Origin of the sequence: Serratia sp. MF1(2023), assembly GCF_030954545.1 — a bacterium.
Taxonomy (GTDB): Bacteria; Pseudomonadota; Gammaproteobacteria; order Enterobacterales; family Enterobacteriaceae; genus Serratia; species Serratia sarumanii.
Genome location: NZ_JAVHUX010000012.1, coordinates 55,545 through 77,232, shown reverse-complemented (window position 1 = coordinate 77,232; position 21,688 = coordinate 55,545). Strand labels below are relative to the sequence as shown.

Here is a 21,688-nt window from a genome sequence, read left to right as displayed (position 1 = left end):
AAAATACGGTGAAATATAATTAATGAGTTCCCTGGTGTCGGCGCTCGTTAATGACGATGAAACGTTATAGCTCCGGCGCGTTAGTTGATCTGCTGCCAATAATCATCGCCATATTTTTCCGCCAGTTGGCGGCTGACTGCGGTTAATTCGGCCAGAACTTCCGGTACAAACGGCTGTTCCTCGCCCTGCGAAGGGAAGGACAGACACAGCCCCACCGTCTCGCTGCCGTGCTTGTTCACCAGCGCGGTCGCCAGCGAACTGATGCCGTTCAAGGTTTCATTGCGCGCCAGCGACCAGCCCTGGCGCCTCACCTGCTGCAACTTCTGCAGCAGCGCATCCAGCGTTTGCGGCGCATTGGGCGAAGCCGCCCGGTAACCGCCGGCGTAACGCGCCCGAACCTGCTCGTCGCTTTCACGCGCCAGTATCGCCCGACCAACCGAGGTTTCCGCCGCCGGTGAACGGTAGCCCGCCGGGGTGACCACCTGCAAAAAGTGGCGGCCGGGGAACATGCGCATCACCATGATCTCCTGCCCCTCCAGCACCGAGAGGTAGCCGGTACACGCCGTCTGGCGGCACAGCTGCGCCATGCTGGCCGCCAGGTTGTCCACCAGCGGCATCGACAGGTAGTGGCTGGATGCCGCCAGCAACAGCGCGCCGATGCGGTAACGCCGGCTATCGGGATCGCGCTCCAGCATGCCCTGATTTTCCATGCTCTGCAGCAGGCGCGATACCGTGCTTTTCGGCAGCGCCAATTGATCTACCACGTCGCTGAATGCAATGCCCGGTTGGCCATGCATCACGCGTTGTTGAGAAAAGAGTTTTAATACCGCAGCGGCATTTTCCAGCGTTGTCATGATCCGCCTTGTTCCACTATATGGAACTCAGTTCCTATTTTATAATTAAAAACTAAAACCCGAACTCCGCAGCGTCAAGCTGTTTATTTTTTGTCAGCCGTAAAATAAAAGGCATTCGTGCTTTTTAAATGAAAATATCGCGCAGAACGCCAACTCCGCCGCGCCAAATAAAATAACGATACGCTTTGAAAATAATGAATGGCAGGACAAGCTGCTGAAAAATGATTTTATCAGGGAGAGATATTGTCGCGGCTCAAAAACTTGCGCCGCGCAAACTGAAATCGATCGGCAACGTCAATTCCACCGTGTCGTTGACGTAGGCGTCCGCCGGCGGCGTAGGCAACGGCGAAGCGCGCTTGACCAGCGCCTGGATTTCGCGATCCAGCGACGGCAACCCGGCGCTGCTGACCAGCGTCACCGCCAACACATGGCCCTGCCTGTCCAGGGTGAAACGCACCTGCCCGACGCCCTGGCGCTTCAGCCGCAAGGCGTCTTTGGGATAACGCTTAAAGCGATTAAGGCGGCCGTTGATGCGGCTGCGCCAGCTATCTTCCCCCGCCTGTGCATAGGGCGTCAGGCGGGTTTGCGGCGCGGCCGCTTTATCCGCCCGGCCCGGCGGCGGTGCGCCGACGCTTTGCTCCTGAATTCTCGGCGGCGCGATCGTTTTCTCCTGCGGCGGCGTGCGCGGCAGGGGGATTTTCTTCACCGGCTTGGGCGATTTTTTCTGCTTCGGCGGTACGGCGATGTTCGGCCGTACGGCTTCAGGCACCTTCACCGCCGGCAAGGGTTCCGGCGGCGCCGGCGGTTCAACCTGAGGCGGCGGCGTCCTTTGCCCCGGCGGTTGTTTTACCTCGGCCGGAGCCTGCGGTGCGTCGGCCATCACCACCATGACCGCCGGCGGCGGCACCCACGGCGGCTCGGCCTTGTCTCGCCAGGGCCAGAGCAGCGCCGCGGCCAGCAGGTGCAGCGCCAGCACCAGCACCAGGCAACGGCGCCAGGGCATGGCATCGCCGGGCGCGGCGAAAGGCAGCGGCGAAACCGACATGCTCACTCTTCCGTCAGCGCCAGATGAAGGCGATCGGTCAGCGGTTTGAACAGGTAGTTCATCATCGAACGCTCGCCGGTGCGGATGAACCCTTCGACCGGCATCCCCGGGCGGATTTCCAACCCGTTCAGCCGCTGCAGACCCGCTTCGCTGACCTTGGCGCGCACGCTGTAATAGGGCGCGCCGCTTTTCTCATCGGTCAGGCGATCGGCCCCGACCAGCGTCACCTCGCCCTCGACGCGCGGCGTGGTGCTTTGGTTAAACGCCGAGAACAACAGCTCGACCGGCAAGCCCACCTGCACCTTGTCGATCAGTTCGACCGGAATACGCGCCTCCACCTGCAGCCCCCGATCGCTGGGCACGATCTCCATCAGCTGCTGACCGGCGCCGATCACGCCGCCTTCGGTGAACACGCTCAGCCCCACCACGGTGCCCGCCACCGGCGCTTTCACCTGCGTATGGCCCAGATCGGCCTCCGCCTTGGCCAGGCGGTTATCCAGTTCGTCCAGCTTCATCCGCACCTCGGCCAATTGGCTGCTGACCTCTTTTTGATACTCTTCCCGCCGCTGGATCGCCCGCAGCTTCAGCTCCAGGATCTGGCGCCCCAGGCGGCCGATATTGCCGGTGTCTTCGGACGCCTGGCCGTCGATCTGCGCATACTGCCCTTCCAGATCCAGCAGCCGATTGCGCGCCACATACCCTTGCGCCGCCAGCTTGCGCATGCCGCTCAGTTGCTCCTGCAACATGGCCTTTTGCCGCTGCTTGCTGGCGTAAGACTGCCGGATCCCTTCCAGCATCGCCTGCGATCCGGCGATGCTCTCCGCGATCGCCGCCAGCTCGCTCTGCAACGCCGCGCGGCGGCTGGTGAACAGCTGCTGTTGCAGCAGCATCAACGACATCACCTCCGGCTCCTCCCGCCGCGCCTGCAGCAATGCCGGGAAAGCGATCGCCTGCAGGCCGTCGCGCTCGGCCTGCAGCCGCGCCCGCTGCGCGGCGTTGCTCAACTGCTGGCTGCGCAGCGCATCGCGCTGGGTGCGGCTGTCGACGGTATCCATCAGCAGCAGCACCTGCCCGGCGCTGACCCGGTCGCCCTCATGCACCTGAATTTGCGACACCACGCCGCCGCTCGGGTGCTGTACCGCCTTGCGGTTGCCGGCCACCACCACGCTGCCGGAGACCGGCACGCCCTTATCCAGCGGCGCCAACAGCCCCCACAGCAGGAAACCGCCAAACCCCAACAGCACCAGCCAACCACCGAGCCGCAGGTGGCGCCCTTCGTCGAACTGCCGGGAAAGCGCGTCGATATCGCCGGGGATCACACTCTGATTGCTCATACTTTTCGTTCACCGCTGGCCGTTTTGGCAAAATTGGCGTAGTTGACGTTGAAACCGCCGCCGCTGCTGCGGCCGGCGTTGGCCGGTACGGCCGCGGGCGTAAAACCAGGCAGTTTTTTCAGGATGGCGTCGCTGGGGCCGAAGTGCTGCACCTGGCCGGCGGCCAGCACCAGCAATATGTCGGTCGTCGCCAGGATCGCCGGTTTGTGGGTCACCAACACGATGGTGGTGCCGCGCTTTTTCAGCGCTTCGATCGCCCGCTGCAGCGCCTCTTCCCCTTCGCGATCGAGGTTGGCGTTCGGTTCGTCCAATACCACCAACGCCGGAGAGCCATACAGCGCGCGCGCCAGCGCCACCCGCTGACGCTGGCCGCCGGACAGGCCGCTGCCGCCCTCGCCCAGCTCGGTTTCATACCCTTTGGGCAAATGCAGGATCAGTTGGTGCACGCCGGCCAGCGCGGCGGCGGCCACCACCTTCTCGGCGTCAACCTGGCCAAAGCGGGCGATATTTTCCGTCAGGGTGCCGGCGAACAGCTGGATATCCTGCGGCAAGTAGCCGATATGCGGCCCCAGCTGCTGTTTGTCCCACTGCCGAAGATCCGCACCGTCCAGCCGCACGTCGCCGCTGAGCGGCGTCAGCGCGCCGACCAGTTGGCGCATCAGCAGCGTTTTGCCGGAGCCGGACGCGCCAATGACGCCCAGCACCTCCCCGGCCTCCAGACGAAAACTAACGCCGTGCAACACCGGCGCGCTCCCGCCCGGCGCGCCGGCGGTCAACTGATTCACGGCCAATGTGCCGCTGGGCGCAGGCAGCGGCAGGCTCGCCGCCTGCGGCGGGTTGGCGGCCAGCATCACCTCCAGCCGCTGCAGGGACTGGCGCGCCGACGACCACTGCTTCCAGGCGCCGATCAGCTGATCGATCGGCCCCAGCACCCTGCCGATCAGGATCGATCCGGCGATCATCATGCCCGGCGTAATGTCGCCGTTGACCGCCAGCAGCGCGCCGCAGCCCAACATCAGCGACTGCAGCGCCAGCCGCACGGTTTTCGACCAGGCGGTGACGGCGGCGATTTTCTCGCTGGCGCGGTTCTGCAACAGCAGGAACTGCTGATGCTGCCGCAGCCAGCGCAGGCGCAAGTCGGTCAGCATCCCCATGGCGGCGATGGCCTCCGCATTGCGCAGGTTGCCGTTGGCCTGCTGCGTGGCGCTCAGCGCGACCCGGCCGGCCTCCGCGAGCGGCGCCTGCGACACCCGCTGGTTGAGCCAGGCCAGCAGCACCAGCACGATCACCCCGGCGCTGGCCAACGCGCCAAGCCAGGGGTGGAGCAGAAAAACCACCAGCAGATAAACCGGGAACCAGGGGGCATCGAAAAAGGCGAACAGCGCATTGCCGGTGGCGAACTGGCGCAGGTTGGTCAGATCGTTCAGCGCCTGCCCCGCCAGCGGGTTGCCGGTTTTCAGGTTGGTTTCGAAGGCGGCGTCGTAGACCCGCTGATTCAGGCGCATATCCATCTGGGCGCCGAGGCGGATCACCACCTGGCTGCGCACCCACTCCAGCAGCCCCATAAACAGGTAAAGGCCGACCACCATCAGGGTCAACATCGCCAACGTCATGCGGTTGCCCGACGGCAACACACGATCGTAGACCTGCAGCATGTACAGCGCCGGTGCCAGCATCAGCAGGTTGATCACCGCGGTAAACAGCGCGATGCCCCAAAATCCGCGCCGGTATGCGGCCAGCACGCTCATCACTTCTCCGCGCCTGACGGCGTTTTTCATGGCGTTTTCCATCGGCTAAAAACGAGAAAATGCCCGCCGGGGCGCGCGGCGCCGGCGGGCAAACGGCCGCGATCAGGCCGCCAACAGTTCCGGGCTGTCGGCGTGCTGCACGCCCACCGCTGTCGCCGCCGCCACCTGATCGAAGGTGGAGTTGACGCTCAGGCCGTAGTCGTCGAGGATGCCGTTCAGCGCGGTTTCCAGCGCGCCGGTATCGCCGGACATCAGGCCGTACACCACCTGGTGCACCACGCCATCGTGGCCCTGCGCCTGCAGGTTGCTGAGGTTCAGGCCGCCGAAGCTGACGTCAGGCACCTGAATGCTGTACGGTGATGTATCGCCACCGCTCAAACCGTCGCCGAACGACAGGGAATCCAGCTGGCCGTACAGGGTATGCGCCGGTTCATTGAACAGCGTGTAGGTCAGGTTGCCACCCGCCACGACCGACGTGACATGGTTGTCCGTACTGGTCACGGCATATTGGCTGCCGGACAGGCTGCCGCCATAGAAGCCACCGCTGTTGGAGTCGGTGACGTTACCGTTGGTGTGGTTGATATCGCCAAATGACGACGCCCACTCGTTCAGATAGTTATGGATGCTGTAGCTGCCGAAACTGCTGTCATAGTTGACTGAAAATGCCATTTCTCTATCTCCATTGATGAACGGCGCCCCTTGCGAGGCAGCCCTTGTGCTCAAGGATGAGCAACGCCCTTTTACTGCTTAAAAACGGTATTCCACCCCGCCCTGCACGGTGCGGCCGCGCCCCAGGGTATTGGCCAGCGTCTCCCCATAGCTGACGACGTAGGCGCGGTTGGTCAGGTTCTCCACCGAGCCGCGCAGCGTCAGGCTGTCGGTCAGCTTGTAGCTGGCGTACAGATCGAACAGGGTGTACTTCGGCCAGTCGGCCAGGTACGGATAGTTGGATGGCACCGAGCTGTCCTGATAGCCCGGCGCAAAGCGCACGGTCACCCCGGCGTCCAGCTTGCGATCGAAGGCGCGGCCGCCCAGCGTCACCGAGCCGCGATCGCCCGGCAGGTAGGCGGCGGAGCCGAACTGCGTCCCCCCGTCACACGTGACGAAGTCATTGGAAGCGGCATCCGGCTCAACATAGAAGTTGCCGCGGCGCGATCCGTCGCCGTAGCGCAGACGCCCTCCCAACCAGGCCTTGTTCGAGCAGAACTCATTTTTGCCGATCATGTGGGTGTAGGTCAGGTCGGCGTAGAACACCCCGGCGTCATAGTTGAGCTGGTACTCCAGCCCGCGGAAGCGGGTTTTAGACAGGTTGTTGACGTAAGCGGCATTGCCGATGCTCGGCTGCACCAGCCCCGGTTTATTGCGGTCTATCGCCAGGTTGATGTAGTTATCCACTTTGGTGTCGAAGTAGGCCACCTTGGCCACCAACCGATCGCCCTCAAACCACAGATCCGGCTGCTGCACGTTGAACCCGACTTCCCAGGCGCGCGAGCCCTCGGGCTGCAGGAACGGGTTGGGGTATTGCGTGGAAGAACTGTGCGCGCTGCCGTTAGTCAGCGTTTCGGTGATCGCCGGCGGCCGCCAGGATTTGCCGTAGGTGGTATACAGCTCAAGCCACTCCACGCCGGGGCGCACCGCCACCGCCAGCGTCGGCGACAGCTTGCCCTGATCGCGATCCACGTCCCAATCTTCGCGGGTAGTGGTTGAACAGCCGGTCAGACGCAACGCTTTGCAAGGATTGTCAATCGTGTAGCGTTGCCCATCCTTGGCCAAATCCGGATAGCTCAGGCCGGTCTGGCCGCGCAGGCGATAGCGGTCGTAACGCAGCCCGCCCTCCAGCGTCAGCCAGCCGTCGTAGTCGTAGGTCAGGTTGGCGAACAGGCTGCCGACCGAACGGTTGCCGGCCGGCGTCACCCCTTCCATACCCTCACGGGAAGAGTCGCTGGTCGCTTTGTCGTAATAGAACTCCAGCCCGTAGTTGGCGCGGAAGTCATGCCCCGGCGCCAGGCTGAAACGCGAGATGTTTTGCGCCTGCGCGCCATAGGTGCGCAGGCGGGTGCGCGTCGCGTAGCCGTTGTCCAGCAGCGAGCTGGTGCTGTAGGTGTCGCTGTCGTCCTGAGTATCGACGTAATACAGCTTGGCCTGAAAATCGAGCCAGTCGACGCCTTCCGGCGCCAGGCTGTAGTCGAACGCCGCGTTGCGCGCCATCACGTCGCTGTAACCGGTGCGCTTCCAGCCCAGTTCATAAGGCGGCCGGGTGCCCAGGTTGGTCAAGGTGCCGGCGATCGGCGACGCGGTCTGGGTCTGCAGATAGCTCAATTGCAGGCGTTGGTTGGCGGGCAGATTCCAGCCCACCTTGGCCAGCCGCGAGTGCATGCGGTAATTAGTGTCGGGGATTTTGTTGTTCTTGATGCTCTCGGCGTAGCGATCGTAATTGCCGGTGTCGTTATTGATGCGAATGTTGCCGATGTCGCCCTTGTTGCCGGGCCAATAGTCGCCGAGGTGGCGTTCGCTGGCGGCCAGCAGGATATCGCCGGTTTCGTTGCCCAATGCCAGTATGCCGCTGCCGATGAAGTGGGTGCCGTTATCGCCGGTGCTGGCGTGCAGCTTGCCGCCCAGCTCTTTGCCCGGCGCCAGGAAATCGCTCGCGCTGACGGTATTGAAGGTGGCGATGCCGCCGAGCGTGCCGGCGCTGCCCATACCGCCGGTGGTGCCCTTGTCGATGGTTACGCCGGACAGCAGTTCGGAATCGATGTACATGGTGCCGTTACGCTGGCCATGGCCGCTCTTTTGAAAATTCTGCCGCATGCCGTCGATGTTCATGTTCACCCGGCCGTAGTCTTGTATGCCGCGGATGTTGACCGACAATGCCGGATCTTGCTGGCTGACGCTGGAATAGGCCCCCGTCGTCTGCTCCAGAATATCGGCCGCGTGTCGCGCCGGGCGGTTGTCCATCTGTTCGCGGCTGATGACGCTGACCGAGCGCGGTTCGTCGTAAACCCAATCGTTAGCGTTGATGCCGCCGGCGCCCAGCACCGTCAGGCTGTCCAGCGCCAGCGCACCGCCGTCGCCGTTCGCCGTCGGCAGCCGGCTCAATACGATCTGCCCCTGCGGCTGCAGGCGGAAAGCCACCGGATTGCCGCCGATCAAGCGCCGCAGGCCCTGTTCAACGCTCATGCTGCCGTTCAGCGCCGCCGCCTGCATGCCGTCGAGCTTCACCTCGTCGAAAAATACCTGCATGCCGGCCTGCTCGGCGAAGCGCAACATGGCGCTTTGCAGCGGCTGCGCCGCAATGTTGAAATGCTTTTGCTGTGCAGCCTGCGCGCCGTTCGCCTCAGCCTGGGCGGCGAGCGCCACAGCCGGCTGAGTCAACATCATCGCCGCCAGCGCGGCGCGTACCGCCGTGGCCAATCGGCCGGCCGGCGTGGTTCCCTTGTGAATAAACATGCGTGTGTGTTCCACCCGAAAGAATGCCAAACCAAGTGATAATGGAAATCAATCTCGTTTAAACATAAGGACGTTCCGGGAGGCAAAAACCCGTAAAGATTTTTTACAGAAAGTGAAAATAGCGGCGAAACGGGCATCCCGGCCCGCCTGCGCCGCTCAGTAAAGCAGCGTGATGCCGGGGAGATTCAGTTGGCGGGCGGAGAGTTCCTGACGAATGGCGCCGACGCCGTCGTCGAGCTTATTGAGCGCAAACACGCCGCTCACCGTGCGCGCTCTTAGCGCGGGATTGACCGCCACGATGCGGGTCGCGCGATAGCGGTTGAGCTGCGCGAGCGCCTGCGGCAGCGGTTGGCGGTCGATCACCAGCCAGCCGCGCCGCCAGGCGTCATCGCCGGCCGTTTGCCGCGTCAGCTGCAGCTGCCCGTTGCGGTAATGCGCCGCCTGGCGTTGCGCGACCACCAACGAGCGCTCACCGCGCTCAAGCGTCACCCGCACGCTGTGCTGATGCACGCTGATGTCCACGCCCCGTTCAGTGCGCGCCACGCTGAACTCGGTGCCCAGCGCCTGGGTGACACCGTTTTCCGCCTCCACCCTGAATGGGCGGCTTTCCGCCCCACCTAACGGCGCGACGATAAAATAGGCGGCGCCGCTCAGCAGCCGCACCTTGCGTTCGCCTGCGGAATACGCCAGTGCGATCGCGCTGCCGCTGTCCAGCGCCACCCGGCTGCCGTCCGGCAATGCCACTTCGCGCACCTCGCCGCGAACGGTTTGATAATCCGCCTGCATGCCGATCCACAGATCCGGCCCGCGATAAACGCCGAAGGAAACGGCGATCGCCACCGCCGCCGCCACCGCCCAGCGGGGCCATCGATGGTGAGATGGCGTTTTCAGCGCCGCCACCTGCGGTTGTAACGCCTGCCGCTGCTCTGGCGGCAGTTGCCCCAGCGTCGTCCACAGCAGCCGTGCCTGACGCAGCGCCGCCGGATGCTGCGGATCGGCGGCCAGCCAGGCGTCCAACGCTCGCCGCCGATCGGCCGGCAGCGCCCCTTCGGCCAGGCTCACGGCCCAGGCGGCCGCCTGCTGTCGCGCCTGTGCGGTTAGCGGTTTCATAATGGCATAGACCTCTGTTTTTTCTGGTTATAGGTTAAGACGTCTGAGCGCGGATAAACCCGTAAAAAAATTGCCATTATTGTTCTTCCATCCGCGCCATCAGCCGCTCGAGCGCGCTGGCCAAGTGTTTTTCCACCGTGCTGAGCGACACGCCCAGCTGCGCCGCCACCTGCGCCTGGGTCAGGCCATCGAGCCGGTTAAGGCGGAAAATCTGCTGCGTGCGCGGCGGCATGTCCGCCAGCGCCTGTTGCAACAGCTGCAGCAATTGGCTATCGATCGCCAGTTGTTCAAGCGCCGGTTCACCGGAGGGATACTGCGCCAGAACGTCGTCTTCGACCGCTTCGGTCTGCCGCCGCTGCTGCTGGCGCAGATGGTCGAGCATCAGGTTTTTGGCGGTTTTGTACAGGTAGGCCTCGATATCGAGAATATTACCCTGCGGATACTGCTCGGTCAGGCGGGTAAAACTTTCCTGCGCCAAGTCCGCAGCCAGCTGAGGGTCGCGCAGTTTGGCGTTCAAATAGGCTTGCAGCGGCCGCATATGGCGCAGAAACAACGCCTGCAACTCGGAATTGGACATCTCTTTTCCCAGAAGTGAAACACCCAATAGGGGCGATAAAAATCACATAAATGATTATCATTATCAATATTGTTCTGGGAAATATGTGCTAAGGCGGGGATAAACGGGAAACCGGCCTGGCGCCGGTTTCCGCTGGGCTGCAGGTCAGAGCTCTAACGCCTCGTCCTCATAGCGATGCTTGGCGTCGAGCGCTTCCTGCTCGGTTTCATGTTCACTGAGCAGCGTATTCGGCTCAATGTCGTCGGTGCGCACTTCAAAACGGCGCAGATGCAGGTTCGGGTCGCCCCGAAACACCTCTACGACGCGGGCGCTCCGTGGATAAGCAGGTTGATCATTTTCGCGCATGTCGTTCTCCCGTGTGTTTCACACAGTAGCAAGTATAGCAGCCGCCCTCATTCCGACACGCGCGAGCCAAGATCGCGATCGCCGGGCACGCCCGCCAGCAGCTCGGTCAGTTCGTCGCAGGCGCAAATGCGGCCTTCACGCACGGTGAAGTGCGCTAGCACCCGCACGCGGCTGCAGGAGCCGTCGCGCTTTTCCACCTCGACCAGATGATGGGTCAGCACCGCCTCGCCCCGCTCCGCCGCCGCGATCACGCTCAGCGTCATGCGCCGGGTTTGCCGCTTCAGCAGCGCCATGTGTTGCTCAAACTGCTCGAAGTTCAGCACCTTGCCATCCACCTGCTGGCGGTAGTCTGCGCTGAAACGGGCGGCGAGCTGCGTTGGCCGGTGCTCCGGGCTGGCGACGACCTGCTGCAGCGTATCGAGTACCAGATCCAGTGGGGTAAGTTGAGTCATCAGGTTTCTCCGAAATAGGGTGAACGGCGATCCTATCCCGACCAGGCGATGGCATAATAACCACATCAAGACTTTTAATAACGTTAAACGGCCAATATGACGCAGATCCGCAGCCAACGCCTTCAGCATGAAAAAAAGCACCTGACGCCCTGGCACCGGCACGAAGGCGGCCAGATCTATCTCTTGACGCGCGGCATGCTGGCAATGGAGCTCCCGGGCCGGCAATGGGCGATCACCGGCGGTACGCTGGGCTGGCTGCCGCCGGGATGCGCCCATCAGGCGCTGGCCTGCGGCGACGTGGCGGGCTGGAGTCTGTATCTGCCGGTGGAAAGCGTGCCGGAGATGCCGCAGCTGCCGCAGCTGTTTACGGCCTCTGCGCTGTTGCAGGCCCTGGTGGAGCGCATCGCGCAGTTCCCCGCCGGCCCGCTAAGCGCGCCGCAACGGCGGCTGCTGCAGGTGCTGCTGGACGAAATGCACGCGGCAAGCCGCGCGCCGTTACAATTGCCGCTGCCGCAGGACGCCAGGTTGCTGAACATCGCCCGGGCGCTGCTGAACGATCCCGCCAGCCCGCGCAGCCAGCGCGACTGGGCCATTTGGGCCGGGCTCAGCCCGCGCACCCTGAGCCGCCGCTTTCTGCAGGAAACCGGCATCAGCTTCGCGCTGTGGCGCCAGCAGGCGCGGGTATTGCGTTCACTGGAGGGATTATCACGCGGCAAAGCGGTCGGCGAGGTGGCCGACGCCTGTGGCTATGACAACGTCAGCGCCTATATCGCCGCCTTTCGTCGCCGCTTCGGCGTCACGCCCGGGGCGTACTTTGCGCCGGCTCGGCAAACGGAATAGGAAAACGGGCGCCCGGCGCCCGAAGAGAAGAAAGGGTTACTTCACCGTCTCACGCGGCAACACCGCGAGGATTTGTTCCACCACCCGCTGCGGATCGGCGGCGCCGTCTATCACGTAATGCGCGGCGTCCTGATACAGCGCTTCGCGCGCCGCCAGCACCTCGAGCATCTCCTCGGCGATCGGTCTGCCGGTGAGCGTCGGGCGCTGCGCATCTTCCGGGTACTCTTCCAACCGCTGCGCCAACACGCTGGCCGGCGCGCGCAGGTAGATAACGGTGCCATGCTGGCGCATAAACTGACGGTTCTCCTCCGCCAGGATCGCCCCGCCGCCGGTGGCAACTATAGTTGACGGCTTGGTCACGGTTTGCAACGCGATGGTCTCGCGGCGGCGGAACCCCAGCCAGCCCTCGCGCTCGACCATTTCCGCCACGCTCATCTGCGCCGCCTGCTGCATAAACAGATCGGTATCGACGAACTGATAGCCCAACGCCAACGCCAATGCGCTGCCTACCGTGGTCTTGCCGGCTCCGCGAGCGCCTATCATGAACAGGGTTTGTGTCATTACGGGTTGTCCCTTATGCGGTGACTTGAGTGCATTGCATACCAAAATACCGAGCGGGTGCGATGGCGTGGTGGCAGCATCATACCCTGCCCGCTCTGTATTTCAATATTTACGATAGTGTAAATTCCATGGCACAGCGACTGCCTGCGGCAAAGCCGTGCGCCAGATCCTCATCCAGGTGCCGCCGCAGAGCGGCCGTGAGCCGCGCGTCGTCAAGCGGCCGGAATCCCAGCCGCCGGTAGTAAGGCGCATTCCACGGCACCTCAATGAAAGTGGTGAGCGTCAGGCGGCCCGCCCCCTGCCGTTTGGCCTCTTGCGCCACCGCGCCGATCAGGCGACGGCCGACGCCCTGCCGCTGCCAGGTGCCGGCGACCGACAATTCGGCGATGTGCCAATCTTCCCCCTGAGCCTGCACGGCAATAAAACCGGCGCACTCGCCGTTGTCGCTTTCCGCCAGCCATTCACGGCGCTCGGCGATAAATGCGGCATGCTGCTGCGGGGCCATCACCTCGCCTTCGGCGATAAAGCGCCATTCCGGCTGCTGGCGAAACAGCTGCGCCGCCGAACGTTCAACCGCCATCAAGTGCACAATATCCCGCTGCTGCGCCAAACGAATCTGCAGGCTCATGGGTTCTCCTTAACGTTGGGGCGGTTATTTAAGCAAATTTCACCGCCCGTGGCTTAGAAATCGACACTGCCGCGCAGCACCACCTCACGCGGTTCCCCCACCGCCACGCGCAGGTTGCCGCCGCTGGACGGGTAGTAGGTTTTATCGAACAGGTTCTTCACGTTCAGCTGCCATTTCACCCGATAGCCGTTGATCGGCATAGTGTAAGCGGCGAACGCATCGGCAACGGTGTAATTATCCAGGTAGAAGCTGTTGGCGGCGTCACCCGGGCGGCGGCCCACGTAACGCGCGCCGGCGCCGATGCGCACCTCATCGCCGCTGTACAGGCCCGGGCTGCCCAGATTCTGGGTCAGGAACAGCGAGGCGGTGTGACGCGCCACGTTGGTCATCTCTTTCCCCTTGTTGTCCGGATCGTCCACCACCCGCGCGTCGGTATACGCATAGGAACCGATCAGGCTCAGCGAGTCGGTGAGATTGCCGGCCACGTCCAGCTCCACGCCCTGCGAACGCACGCGCCCGGCGGTGCGCGTCACGGTTTCGCCCTCCACCAGCTCACTGACCATCACGTTGCGCTTGGTGATGTCAAACAGCGCCAGCGTGCCGGTAACGCCGTTCGGCAGCGCCAGCTTGCCGCCGACTTCCCACGACTTGCCCTGCTCCGGCGGCAGCGAACCAATTTGGGTGGCGATGGAAGAGTTCGGCTTGAACGACTCGGTATAGCTGCTGTACAGCGATACGTAAGGCGTCAGCTTGTAGACCACCCCGGCGCGCGGCACCAGCTTGCTGTCCGAGTTGTCGGTATTGGCCTGGAACGGCCGCCCCTTGCCGGCATAGACGTCGAAAGCGTCGTAACGCAGCCCGCCCATCACCAGCCATTTATCGGTCAGTTGGATGGAATCCTGCATAAACCAGCCGTAGCTGGTGAGGTTTTCCCGCTGGTCGCTGTCTTTGGCGCTGACCGCGGTCGACGGCGGCATCAGGCCGTATACCGGATGATAGATATTGAAATCGCTGTTCTTTTTACCGCGGATCATGTCGCCGCGGTAGGTGCGGTTATCTTCAAAATCGAAGCCGAACAGCATCTGGTGGTTGATGCTGCCCCAGTCCACGTCGCCATTGAGCGTCAGCTGCACCGCGTTGGCGTGGCTGACGGCGTTGGCGGTCGCATCGGCTTGGCGAACCAACACGCCTGTGACCGGGTTCAGATCCGTGGCGCGCGCCTGGTTGTCGCTGTAGCTGTTGCGGCTGTAGGCGTAGGTCAGTGAGCTTTTCCAGCGCTCGTTGAGCGTTTGATCGATCTGCAGGGTAACGCTGTCCTGATCGCCGCGGGTGGCGTTATAGGCTTCGTCGAAACGGCGATCGCGCGGCGTATTCACCGGTTTGCCGGTGCGCGAATCGATAATGGTGCCGCGATCGAACGGCACCAGATATTCCATATGTTCATAGGCCAAGCGCACGGTGGTGTTCTCGCCGTACCACATCAACGACGGCGCGATCACCGTCTGGCGGTTGCGGCCAAAGTTGCGCCAGTAATCGGTTTCATCGTGATCGACGATCATGCGATAGGCAAACCCTGACGTGCCGAGCGGCCCGGTAACGTCAAGCTGACCGCCGCCGCCGTTGAAGCTGCTGCCCCCAGCCTTCCACGTGGGTATGCTGCTGCAGCTGGGGCTTTTTGGTGATCATGTTGATCATCCCGCCCGGCTCGCCCATGCCGTACAGCATCGAGGCCGGCCCCTTGAGCACCTCCACCCGCTCGGTGGTCGGCGTGAAGTTGCGCGCCTGCACCGAGCGCACGCCGTCGCGCAGAATGGAGCCATCGCGGTTATCGCCGAAGCCGCGTTTCATGACCGCGTCCTGGGTGCCGCCCAGCGTGTTGGCCTGGGTAATGCCGCTGACGTTGTACAGCGCTTCGTCCAGGCTGCTGACCGCCTGATCGGTAATCACCTGCTGCGGCACCACGTCGATCGCCTGCGGCACGTTCAGCAGGCTGGTTTCGCTGCGGGTGCCGGTGACGCTGGTCAACGGCTGGTAGCTTTACACTCCGTCGGCGTCTTTGCGGCCAATCACCACCAGGCTTTCTTCTTTCGATGCGGCTTTTTCCGCCGCCCACGTCGGCGATGTTGCGCAGGCCGCCAAAGGCAACGCGCACCACCAGCCGCGCTTGTTGTTATTCATTATCTAACTGACTCCAATAGGTCCCTGAAAAAGGTAACGGCAAAAACTGCTGATACAGCTGTTGGAGGGTCTGCTGCGGGTTAATGTCGGCGAACAGATCCGGGTAAAACGCTTTGGCGAACATCTCGACCAGCACCACGTGATACGGGCTGAGGTAAAAATTGTGCCAGACGCTCCAGGCGCGATGGTTTTTCACCGCCTGCAGGCTGGCCAGCATTGGCTGTTTGGCGATCAGCCGGCGGAAGCTGTCGGCGGCGTCCTGTTGGCTGACCTGCGGCCCGAGGCGCAGATCGGACAGCCGTTTGCCCTGCGGGCCGGCCATGCCGGTGGCGAGGTAAACGTCGGGATTGGCGCTCAGAATGGTTTCCGGGTTCAGTTCGCCATACACCCCTTTGACGCTGGCGTTGGCGATGTTGTCGCCGCCGGCGAAGGTCAGCAGATCGCCGAGATTGCCGTGCGCGGCGGTGGTGCAGCAGGTGTCGCGCCGCCCCAGATGCAGGTGCAGCATCACTTTGGGCTTCGGTCCCTGATAGCCCGCCAGCCGTTGCCGGATCACCGCCATATGCTGCTGATAAAACGCGATGAACTGCTCGGCGCGCTGCCGGCGATTGAGCACTTCGCCCAGCAGCCGCACGCTCGGCACGGTGTTGTTCAGCAAATCGATGCGCAGATCGACGTAGATCACCGCCACGCCGGCCTTGTTCAGCGTGGAAACCAGCAGATCGTTGTCGCCGTCTTCACGCGCGTAGCGCGCCAGGATCACCAGATCCGGCTTCAGCTGCAGCAGGCTTTCGATGTTGACCTGGCGGAAATTATTGCCGCTGATAATGGGGATCGCGGCGATCTGCGGGAATTTCTGCGTATAGAGCTGCCAGCTTTGTGCATCGAACCGCGCCAGATCCGCCGGCCAGCCGACGATGCGCTGCGCCGGGTTGCCCGGCTCCAGCAGCGCCAGCGTATACAGCATGCGGCTCTCCCCCACCACGATGCGCTGCGGGTTGTCCGGCACCACGACCTGGCGGCCGGTGATATCGGTCACCGTCTTCGCCTGAGCGGAAAACACGCCAAAGCACAGGGAAAGCAGCAGTAAAATGAGGGAATTGCGCATGATTGAACCGACACGGGGAATAGTGTGCGCATGATAATCACTCTCATTAGCACTTGCAATCCTGCGCCGCAATTGCCAAAAGAAATCCGGGAAACGGCGCCGGGCGCGCGCCGAAACACCGCGAAACCGCTGAAAGAGCGGCTTTAAAAAGTTAAAAAAATGGCGGAAAAGTCGGTTAAATAGAACGGAGAAACAGCAAAAAATCGGGAGATCACCATGACTCAACGCATCATTCCGCTGGCGGAGTGCCCGCAGTTTGCCGATGTGTGCGCCGCCTGGGCCTTCGGACAGTGGGGCTCACAGCGCGGCGGAACGCTGGAGCGCACCCAGCTGCGCTTCGCCCAATGCAGCCGGCCGAGCGACGATCACCTGACGTTGATGATGATCGATGGCGATCGCCCGGTGGGCATGGCCAGCCTGTGGCCCAGCGACGATCATCAGCGCCAGGATCTCACCCCGTGGCTGGCCGGCGTTTTCGTGCATCCCAATCACCGCCGCAAGGGCATCGCCCACCGTCTGGAAATGGCCATCGTCGAGGCGGCGCGGCAGCGCCATCACTCGGTCTTACATCTCATCACCGATAAATCGGAAGCGCTGTACGCCGGCTGGGGTTGGCAGCCTCTGGAACGCCGGCGGCAGTATGACGAAGACGTGGTGGTGATGGAGAAAACGCTGTAGCTAACGCGGCGTACAGACATACACCAGCGCCGGCGGGAAGTTGCGCACCACCCGCAGGCGCTTCCAGTGAAAATAGCGCGACAGCAATTTTTCCGACAGGTGACTGTATTGGAACAGCACCAGCGTGCCATTGCGCGCCAGCAGCCGCTGCCGGGCCTGCTGAAGAATGCGCACGCTGATCCTGACCGGGATCGACAGCAGCGGCAGGCAGGAAAACACCACGTCGTAATCCGTGGCCATCCGGGTCGCCGAATGGGCCATCACCTGCAGCCGCCGATCGTCTATTCCACGCAGCCGATGCACGAAATGGGGTTGGATCTCGAAAGCCTCCAGCGCCGCATCGGCGCGCATCCGCCCCAGAATGCGTTTGGTCAGTACGCCGTCCGCCGCGCCCAGCTCCGCGATCGACAACGCCCGGGTCCATTCAATCTGATTCAACATCGCCTGGCACAGCCACGGAGAAGAAGGCGCCAGCGTGCCGACGGTGCGCGGCGAAGCCATAAATTGCTGCAGGTAAGCGAAGTGATTCATCAGTTGCAGCCGGGTCGCATTTAACATTGAGGCCTCCTTGGGTTAAGCCCTCAATGTGAGCCGAATTTCTTAAGTAATCATTAACATGATTCCGAAAGCGGCGGACACAGTTGTAAAAAAATGCAACCTCTGCCGCGGTGGAAAAAGAAAAACGGTCGTAATAATGACCTGAAAATAAGCCGCTATGCCCCCGGCTATTCAGATAATTATTACGACCGTTTATTTTATTGACCGCACTGCCGCGGCCAGAGGGTAAAAAACCAACGCTTAGCGATAAATTTCCGCATTGCCGCGCCAGTTGCTGGAATCCCCGGGGGTATCCAGACCGATAATGCGGTAATGGCTGGCGCCGTCCGCCGCGGCTTTTTCTTTCAGGGCGGTGATGGCGTCATGCGGTGAGCCGCTAATGCCGGAAACCGACACTACGCCGACGCTTTGCAGATTGGCGGCCTGCTCGCTGTTGACCTGTTTCACCGACGACAGCGGCGCGGCGAAAGTGGAGAAGGAAGCGGCGGCGATCAATACGGCTGCGATGCTTGGGATAAGTTTCATGATTGACTCCAGGTGTTCTTGTTTATTAGCTCGTTGTCAGTGATGTTAATTATCCGCTAGCCAATGAAAACGGACGTCACGCAACGTAAAGAACATCAATCATTGTGAGGAGAATAAGGAGGAAGTGAGAGCGAGTATGTATTTTCAGGCAGGAATGACTTTATAGGCTTCACCTTACCCCTATTTGATGAACAATTAAAGACAGGACGAAAGAAAGAACGCGCGCCGCCGCTATTTAAGATTTTTTACCCGCCGAGGCGCGCTGAGCTACGCTGATTTTGGCGATGTGGGAGAGCATCTCGCGCGGCAGAACGCCGCAGCGGCACGCGGAAGCCTGAAGCAAAAGGGGGCGCTATCGCCCCCGATATCGGTCACTTCAAGGGGTGCGGCAAGGTGAGCACCCAGAGCTCGCTCAGCGACTCCGGCTGCTCCAGCGGGCGCAATTCGATGCGGGCGTCGGTCTTGTCGCCGTCGAGGCTCAACCGCCCTTCTTTCTCCAGCTGGTAGTCGCCGATTTTCTTGCTCTTTGGCGACGCATCCACCAGCTTGGCCTGCAAGCCGAAATCGTTGTCGTTGATCACCGCCAGCGTGCGATCGTCGATCAGCGCCAACCCTTCGGCTTTCTCCTGGCGCCAGCCCAACTGGCGCAGATCCGCCACTTCCCGTTTCTGCGCCAGCTTCACGCCGCGTTTGGCGAGCTCTTTCGCATCGTCGAACTCCAGCGCTTTCCCCTGGCCGTCAAACGCGCTCAGATCGCTGGCCTGCGCGAGATCCACCAGATAGATCTTGTTGATCATCGTCTTATCTTTATCGCTTCCCTGTTCAATCAACAGGATGCGCTGGTTGTCCAACGCCACCACATCGCCAATCTTGGCGTCTTTGGCTTTTTTATAGCTGTCGATATCGATGGGATAGCCGTACATGGCGGTTTTGCCACTGCGCGGATCGAAGCTCACCAGCCGGATAAACTGCGCCTTGTTTTTGCTTTTGCCCTCGACATCCAGCGTACTCTGCACCGCCGCCAGAATGCGCCCATCCGGCATTCGGGTCAGCCCCTCAAAACCGCGGTTGGGCTGGCGCCACTTCAGGATGTTCGGTAAACCGCTCGCCACCGCCTGCTCGCCGGCCTGCGGCGTTGGGCCGTATTTGGCGAGAATTTTGCCTTTACCGTCGACATGGATCAGAAACGGTCCGTACTCGTCACACAGCCAATAGCCGCCGTTGCCGTCACCGATGATGCCTTCTGTATCCAACCCGCGGCGATCGCCGGACAGCGGTTGCAGCGCGTCATTCAACGCCACTTCGTTCGTGGAACCAATCAGCTCGCCCGGCAGCGGCAGCCCGCTGATCGGCCCTTTTTCGTCATGCAAGGGCCGCGCATTCTCGGCCACGGCCTTGCCGCCGCCAATACGAATGTCCATCAACAGGGGCACGAATTGCGGATTGGCGAAAATCTTGGCTTCTTGCTTGCCCACCGCAGGGGCATCGGCATTCGGGCCGCGATCGGTCAGCGTCGTCAGCACCAGATCGTCGCCCTGCTTGCTGTTGAACGTCAGCCCTGAGCCGATCCCCACCGGCAGCCCCTGCGGGAAATTCTTGGCGAACGCCCCCTGATACGCGACGCGTTCCCCGCCGGGAAAGCCGACCACATAACGCGCCACCTCAATGTCGGCAGCGTAGGTGAATACAGGAAACAGTGAAGCCAACAGCAGGGAGAGCGATTTTATTTTCATGATTTTTACCCGAGGTTGAATGAAGCGTTATCAGGCAGAAGAAGATATTAATTTAGCATGACACTTAGATGACAACAGGCCATTCGTCAAATGCACAATCGGTAATAAGGTTGGCTGGCAAATAGAAATTAGCAATTAACCTGAGCGTATTGAATGGGGAAAACCGCTGGAAAAAATCGCCCGAAAATAGCGTGCCATTTCGCTTAGGGTAAATTCTTATGGTAAAGATAAAAAAATCGGCAAACGCGCGTCGGCACGGGGAAAAACGGCGTTTTTCTCATAGACAAAATAAAATACCGGGGATTTAATACCGCCGTTATTCAAGGTGCATTAAGAAAATTCTATAGAATATCTGCATGAACTGAAAAAGCTGTTCTATAGTTTTTAGTGCTAACGCCCGTTAGTCAATTCCGCAGGATGGAATCTATGTCAAAGCGACTTTTTGCCGAATTTTTTGGCACATTTTGGTTGGTGTTTGGTGGTTGTGGTAGCGCAGTATTAGCAGCGGCATTCCCACAGCTGGGTATTGGTTTCCTCGGCGTCGCGCTCGCTTTCGGTCTGACCGTGGTGACGATGGCCTATGCCGTCGGCCATATTTCCGGCGGGCACTTTAACCCGGCGATCACCGTCGGCTTATTCGCCGGCGGCCGTTTCGCGGCGAAAGACGTGATCCCTTACGTGATCGCACAGGTGATCGGCGGTATCGCCGCAGCGGCGGTGCTGTATTTGATCGCCAGTGGCAAAGCCGGTTTCGACGCCACCGCAGGCGGTTTCGCCTCCAACGGTTACGGCGAACATTCTCCGGGCGGTTATTCTCTGCAATCAGCAATCGTGATTGAACTGGTACTGACCGCCTTCTTCCTGATCGTTATTCATGGCGTGACCGACAAACGCGCGCCGGCAGGCTTCGCCCCGCTGGCGATCGGCCTGACGCTGACCCTGATCCACCTGATCAGCATCCCGGTGACCAACACCTCCGTCAACCCGGCGCGCAGCACCGGCGTAGCGATCTTCCAGGGCACCTGGGCGCTGCAGCAGCTGTGGGTATTCTGGCTGGTGCCGCTGGTCGGCGGCATTATCGGCGGCCTTATCTACCGCTGCCTGCTGGAAGATAAAAAATAAGCGCATCGCAGCCGATAGCGTTTCGCGGGGCAGCCTTCATCGGCTGCCCCGTTGCTTTCAGCCCTTCGTCACTTCAAACATCATGATATCGCTGGTAAAGGTGCCGTCCGGCTGAATGGCGAAATGCGCCGCCACCTCCTGCGACACGCTTTGCTGCAGCGCGCGGATCGCGGTAACGAAATGCGCCGGCGTGCGCATACGCGCCACCCAACTGCCAAACTCCAGCATCAACCGATCCGACGTCACCTCGCGCACCACCAGCCCGGCTTCGGTCAGCAACGTCAGCCACTCGCCCGGCGCATAGTTGCGCACGTGTGAGGTGTCGCGCAGCACTTCCACGGTTTGCAGATAGATATCCAACAGCGGATGCCCCGGCGAGACCACGTCCATAAAGATCGCTCTGCCGCCCGGCTTGAGTACCCGCCTGACCTCACGCAGCGCCTGGCCGACGTCGTGCCAGTGGTGCGCCGAATAGCGGCTGATGACCAGATCGAAGCCGGCGTCCTCAAACGGCAAAGACTCCGCCACGCCCTGCTGCAGCTGAATGTTGTTCAGGCCTTTTTCCGCCGCCGCCTGCTCCACCACCGCCAGCATCTGCGCCGACAGATCGTAGGCCACCACCTGTGCCACCCTGGCCGCCGCCGTGAAGCTGGCATGCCCGGCGCCGCAGCCCAGATCGAGCAAGCGCGCGCCGGCGTGCGGTTCCAGTAACTGTGCAAGGCGCTGCAAATCCTTGCCCTGCGCGTGTACCGCGCTGGTTAAGTAGGCGTTGGCCTGCTCGCCGAACTGCCGGTCTACCGCGTTTTTATGGCTGTTGCTGATACTCATGTTTGCTCCCGTTATTA

20 protein-coding genes and 1 pseudogene are annotated in these 21,688 nt (G+C 61.8%); 3 read left to right on the top strand and 18 right to left on the bottom strand.

What is annotated here, in order from left to right:
* Positions 1–80: 80 nt before the first annotated feature.
* The 10 genes from REA38_RS07130 to REA38_RS07085 form a co-directional block, all read right to left on the bottom strand.
* Positions 81–854, bottom strand: a complete 774-nt coding sequence (locus REA38_RS07130; RefSeq protein ID WP_033647338.1) for an IclR family transcriptional regulator — start codon at positions 852–854, stop codon at positions 81–83.
* Between the two features lie 253 nt (positions 855–1,107).
* Entirely contained in the window at positions 1,108–1,899 is a 792-nt protein-coding gene (locus REA38_RS07125; RefSeq protein ID WP_308885487.1) for a TonB family protein, read from the bottom strand.
* 2 nt (positions 1,900–1,901) lie between these two features.
* Positions 1,902–3,233 carry an HlyD family type I secretion periplasmic adaptor subunit gene (locus REA38_RS07120; RefSeq protein WP_033647342.1) on the bottom strand — a complete coding sequence of 444 codons (1,332 nt, stop codon included), beginning with the start codon at positions 3,231–3,233 and terminating at the stop codon, positions 1,902–1,904.
* Entirely contained in the window at positions 3,230–5,011 is a 1,782-nt protein-coding gene (locus REA38_RS07115; RefSeq protein WP_308885485.1) for a type I secretion system permease/ATPase, read from the bottom strand. Before REA38_RS07115 ends, REA38_RS07120 begins: the two co-directional genes overlap by 4 nt.
* Positions 5,012–5,083: 72 nt before the next feature.
* Positions 5,084–5,650 carry a heme acquisition protein HasA gene (locus REA38_RS07110; protein ID WP_308885483.1) on the bottom strand — a complete coding sequence of 189 codons (567 nt, stop codon included), beginning with the start codon at positions 5,648–5,650 and terminating at the stop codon, positions 5,084–5,086.
* Positions 5,651–5,728: 78 nt separating this feature from the next.
* Positions 5,729–8,428, bottom strand: coding sequence for a TonB-dependent hemoglobin/transferrin/lactoferrin family receptor (locus REA38_RS07105; protein ID WP_308885482.1), 2,700 nt, complete (start codon positions 8,426–8,428; stop codon positions 5,729–5,731).
* A 156-nt stretch (positions 8,429–8,584) separates the two neighbouring features.
* Positions 8,585–9,538, bottom strand: coding sequence for a FecR domain-containing protein (locus REA38_RS07100; RefSeq protein WP_049196414.1), 954 nt, complete (start codon positions 9,536–9,538; stop codon positions 8,585–8,587).
* A 76-nt stretch (positions 9,539–9,614) separates the two neighbouring features.
* The gene (locus tag REA38_RS07095) at positions 9,615–10,115 is read right to left on the bottom strand and encodes an RNA polymerase sigma factor (RefSeq protein ID WP_033653296.1); all 501 of its coding nucleotides are present in this window, start codon (positions 10,113–10,115) and stop codon (positions 9,615–9,617) included.
* 144 nt (positions 10,116–10,259) lie between these two features.
* The gene (locus REA38_RS07090) at positions 10,260–10,460 is read right to left on the bottom strand and encodes a YaiA family protein (protein WP_004940491.1); all 201 of its coding nucleotides are present in this window, start codon (positions 10,458–10,460) and stop codon (positions 10,260–10,262) included.
* Positions 10,461–10,507: 47 nt separating this feature from the next.
* Entirely contained in the window at positions 10,508–10,912 is a 405-nt protein-coding gene (locus tag REA38_RS07085; RefSeq protein ID WP_041033588.1) for a nuclear transport factor 2 family protein, read from the bottom strand.
* Between the two features lie 96 nt (positions 10,913–11,008).
* On the opposite strand from REA38_RS07085, the gene REA38_RS07080 reads away from it, so the two are divergent.
* Positions 11,009–11,752, top strand: a complete 744-nt coding sequence (locus REA38_RS07080; protein WP_033647351.1) for an AraC family transcriptional regulator — start codon at positions 11,009–11,011, stop codon at positions 11,750–11,752.
* A 36-nt stretch (positions 11,753–11,788) separates the two neighbouring features.
* Here the strand turns inward: REA38_RS07080 and aroL are convergent, their stop codons facing one another.
* From aroL to REA38_RS07060, 4 genes and pseudogenes are all read right to left on the bottom strand, one after another.
* Entirely contained in the window at positions 11,789–12,313 is a 525-nt protein-coding gene (gene aroL / locus REA38_RS07075) for a shikimate kinase AroL (RefSeq protein WP_033637260.1), read from the bottom strand.
* A gap of 109 nt (positions 12,314–12,422) precedes the next feature.
* Entirely contained in the window at positions 12,423–12,941 is a 519-nt protein-coding gene (locus REA38_RS07070; RefSeq protein WP_033647354.1) for a GNAT family N-acetyltransferase, read from the bottom strand.
* A gap of 53 nt (positions 12,942–12,994) precedes the next feature.
* Positions 12,995–15,119, bottom strand: a pseudogene (locus tag REA38_RS07065) (TonB-dependent siderophore receptor).
* Complete coding sequence (locus REA38_RS07060; protein ID WP_308885478.1) at positions 15,112–16,227, bottom strand: ABC transporter substrate-binding protein; 1,116 nt, start codon at positions 16,225–16,227, stop codon at positions 15,112–15,114. The pseudogene REA38_RS07065 and the gene REA38_RS07060 overlap by 8 nt, the downstream one beginning before the upstream one ends.
* 216 nt (positions 16,228–16,443) lie before the next feature.
* Here REA38_RS07060 and REA38_RS07055 point away from each other — a divergent pair, with 216 nt between their 5' ends.
* Positions 16,444–16,905: a GNAT family N-acetyltransferase gene (locus REA38_RS07055; RefSeq protein WP_308885476.1), complete on the top strand. Its 462-nt coding sequence runs from the start codon at positions 16,444–16,446 to the stop codon at positions 16,903–16,905.
* On the opposite strand, the gene REA38_RS07050 is transcribed toward REA38_RS07055, so the two are convergent.
* The 3 genes from REA38_RS07050 to REA38_RS07040 all read right to left on the bottom strand — a co-directional run bounded on the left by REA38_RS07050 (position 16,906) and on the right by REA38_RS07040 (position 19,721).
* The gene (locus REA38_RS07050) at positions 16,906–17,463 is read right to left on the bottom strand and encodes a class I SAM-dependent methyltransferase (RefSeq protein ID WP_033647359.1); all 558 of its coding nucleotides are present in this window, start codon (positions 17,461–17,463) and stop codon (positions 16,906–16,908) included. It abuts the gene before it with no gap.
* A 240-nt stretch (positions 17,464–17,703) separates the two neighbouring features.
* Positions 17,704–17,988 carry a YdgH/BhsA/McbA-like domain containing protein gene (locus REA38_RS07045; protein ID WP_033647361.1) on the bottom strand — a complete coding sequence of 95 codons (285 nt, stop codon included), beginning with the start codon at positions 17,986–17,988 and terminating at the stop codon, positions 17,704–17,706.
* A 371-nt stretch (positions 17,989–18,359) separates the two neighbouring features.
* Complete coding sequence (locus REA38_RS07040; RefSeq protein WP_308885473.1) at positions 18,360–19,721, bottom strand: esterase-like activity of phytase family protein; 1,362 nt, start codon at positions 19,719–19,721, stop codon at positions 18,360–18,362.
* 426 nt (positions 19,722–20,147) lie between these two features.
* Between REA38_RS07040 and aqpZ the strand changes: the two genes are divergently transcribed.
* Positions 20,148–20,843, top strand: coding sequence for an aquaporin Z (gene aqpZ, locus REA38_RS07035; protein ID WP_025301712.1), 696 nt, complete (start codon positions 20,148–20,150; stop codon positions 20,841–20,843).
* Between the two features lie 57 nt (positions 20,844–20,900).
* Here the strand turns inward: aqpZ and REA38_RS07030 are convergent, their stop codons facing one another.
* Positions 20,901–21,671 (bottom strand): class I SAM-dependent methyltransferase, encoded by a 771-nt coding sequence (locus REA38_RS07030; protein WP_033647366.1) that lies wholly within the window; start codon positions 21,669–21,671, stop codon positions 20,901–20,903.
* Positions 21,672–21,688: the final 17 nt, after the last annotated feature.

Bases quoted from the DNA above. Each gene is read 5' to 3' on its own strand.
- REA38_RS07130 (WP_033647338.1), bottom strand. From the start codon at position 854: ATGACAACGCTGGAAAATGCCGCTGCGGTATTAAAACTCTTTTCTCAA.
- REA38_RS07060 (WP_308885478.1), bottom strand. From the start codon at position 16,227: ATGCGCAATTCCCTCATTTTACTGCTGCTTTCCCTGTGCTTTGGCGTG.
- REA38_RS07090 (WP_004940491.1), bottom strand. From the start codon at position 10,460: ATGCGCGAAAATGATCAACCTGCTTATCCACGGAGCGCCCGCGTCGTA.
- REA38_RS07070 (WP_033647354.1), bottom strand. From the start codon at position 12,941: ATGAGCCTGCAGATTCGTTTGGCGCAGCAGCGGGATATTGTGCACTTG.
- REA38_RS07050 (WP_033647359.1), bottom strand. From the start codon at position 17,463: ATGTTAAATGCGACCCGGCTGCAACTGATGAATCACTTCGCTTACCTG.
- aroL (WP_033637260.1), bottom strand. From the start codon at position 12,313: ATGACACAAACCCTGTTCATGATAGGCGCTCGCGGAGCCGGCAAGACC.
- REA38_RS07100 (WP_049196414.1), bottom strand. From the start codon at position 9,538: ATGAAACCGCTAACCGCACAGGCGCGACAGCAGGCGGCCGCCTGGGCC.
- REA38_RS07110 (WP_308885483.1), bottom strand. From the start codon at position 5,650: ATGGCATTTTCAGTCAACTATGACAGCAGTTTCGGCAGCTACAGCATC.
- REA38_RS07085 (WP_041033588.1), bottom strand. From the start codon at position 10,912: ATGACTCAACTTACCCCACTGGATCTGGTACTCGATACGCTGCAGCAG.
- REA38_RS07125 (WP_308885487.1), bottom strand. From the start codon at position 1,899: ATGTCGGTTTCGCCGCTGCCTTTCGCCGCGCCCGGCGATGCCATGCCC.
- REA38_RS07080 (WP_033647351.1), top strand. From the start codon at position 11,009: ATGACGCAGATCCGCAGCCAACGCCTTCAGCATGAAAAAAAGCACCTG.
- REA38_RS07040 (WP_308885473.1), bottom strand. From the start codon at position 19,721: ATGAAAATAAAATCGCTCTCCCTGCTGTTGGCTTCACTGTTTCCTGTA.
- REA38_RS07055 (WP_308885476.1), top strand. From the start codon at position 16,444: ATGACTCAACGCATCATTCCGCTGGCGGAGTGCCCGCAGTTTGCCGAT.
- REA38_RS07115 (WP_308885485.1), bottom strand. From the start codon at position 5,011: ATGAAAAACGCCGTCAGGCGCGGAGAAGTGATGAGCGTGCTGGCCGCA.
- REA38_RS07045 (WP_033647361.1), bottom strand. From the start codon at position 17,988: ATGAAACTTATCCCAAGCATCGCAGCCGTATTGATCGCCGCCGCTTCC.
- aqpZ (WP_025301712.1), top strand. From the start codon at position 20,148: ATGTCAAAGCGACTTTTTGCCGAATTTTTTGGCACATTTTGGTTGGTG.
- REA38_RS07095 (WP_033653296.1), bottom strand. From the start codon at position 10,115: ATGTCCAATTCCGAGTTGCAGGCGTTGTTTCTGCGCCATATGCGGCCG.
- REA38_RS07105 (WP_308885482.1), bottom strand. From the start codon at position 8,428: ATGTTTATTCACAAGGGAACCACGCCGGCCGGCCGATTGGCCACGGCG.
- REA38_RS07030 (WP_033647366.1), bottom strand. From the start codon at position 21,671: ATGAGTATCAGCAACAGCCATAAAAACGCGGTAGACCGGCAGTTCGGC.
- REA38_RS07120 (WP_033647342.1), bottom strand. From the start codon at position 3,233: ATGAGCAATCAGAGTGTGATCCCCGGCGATATCGACGCGCTTTCCCGG.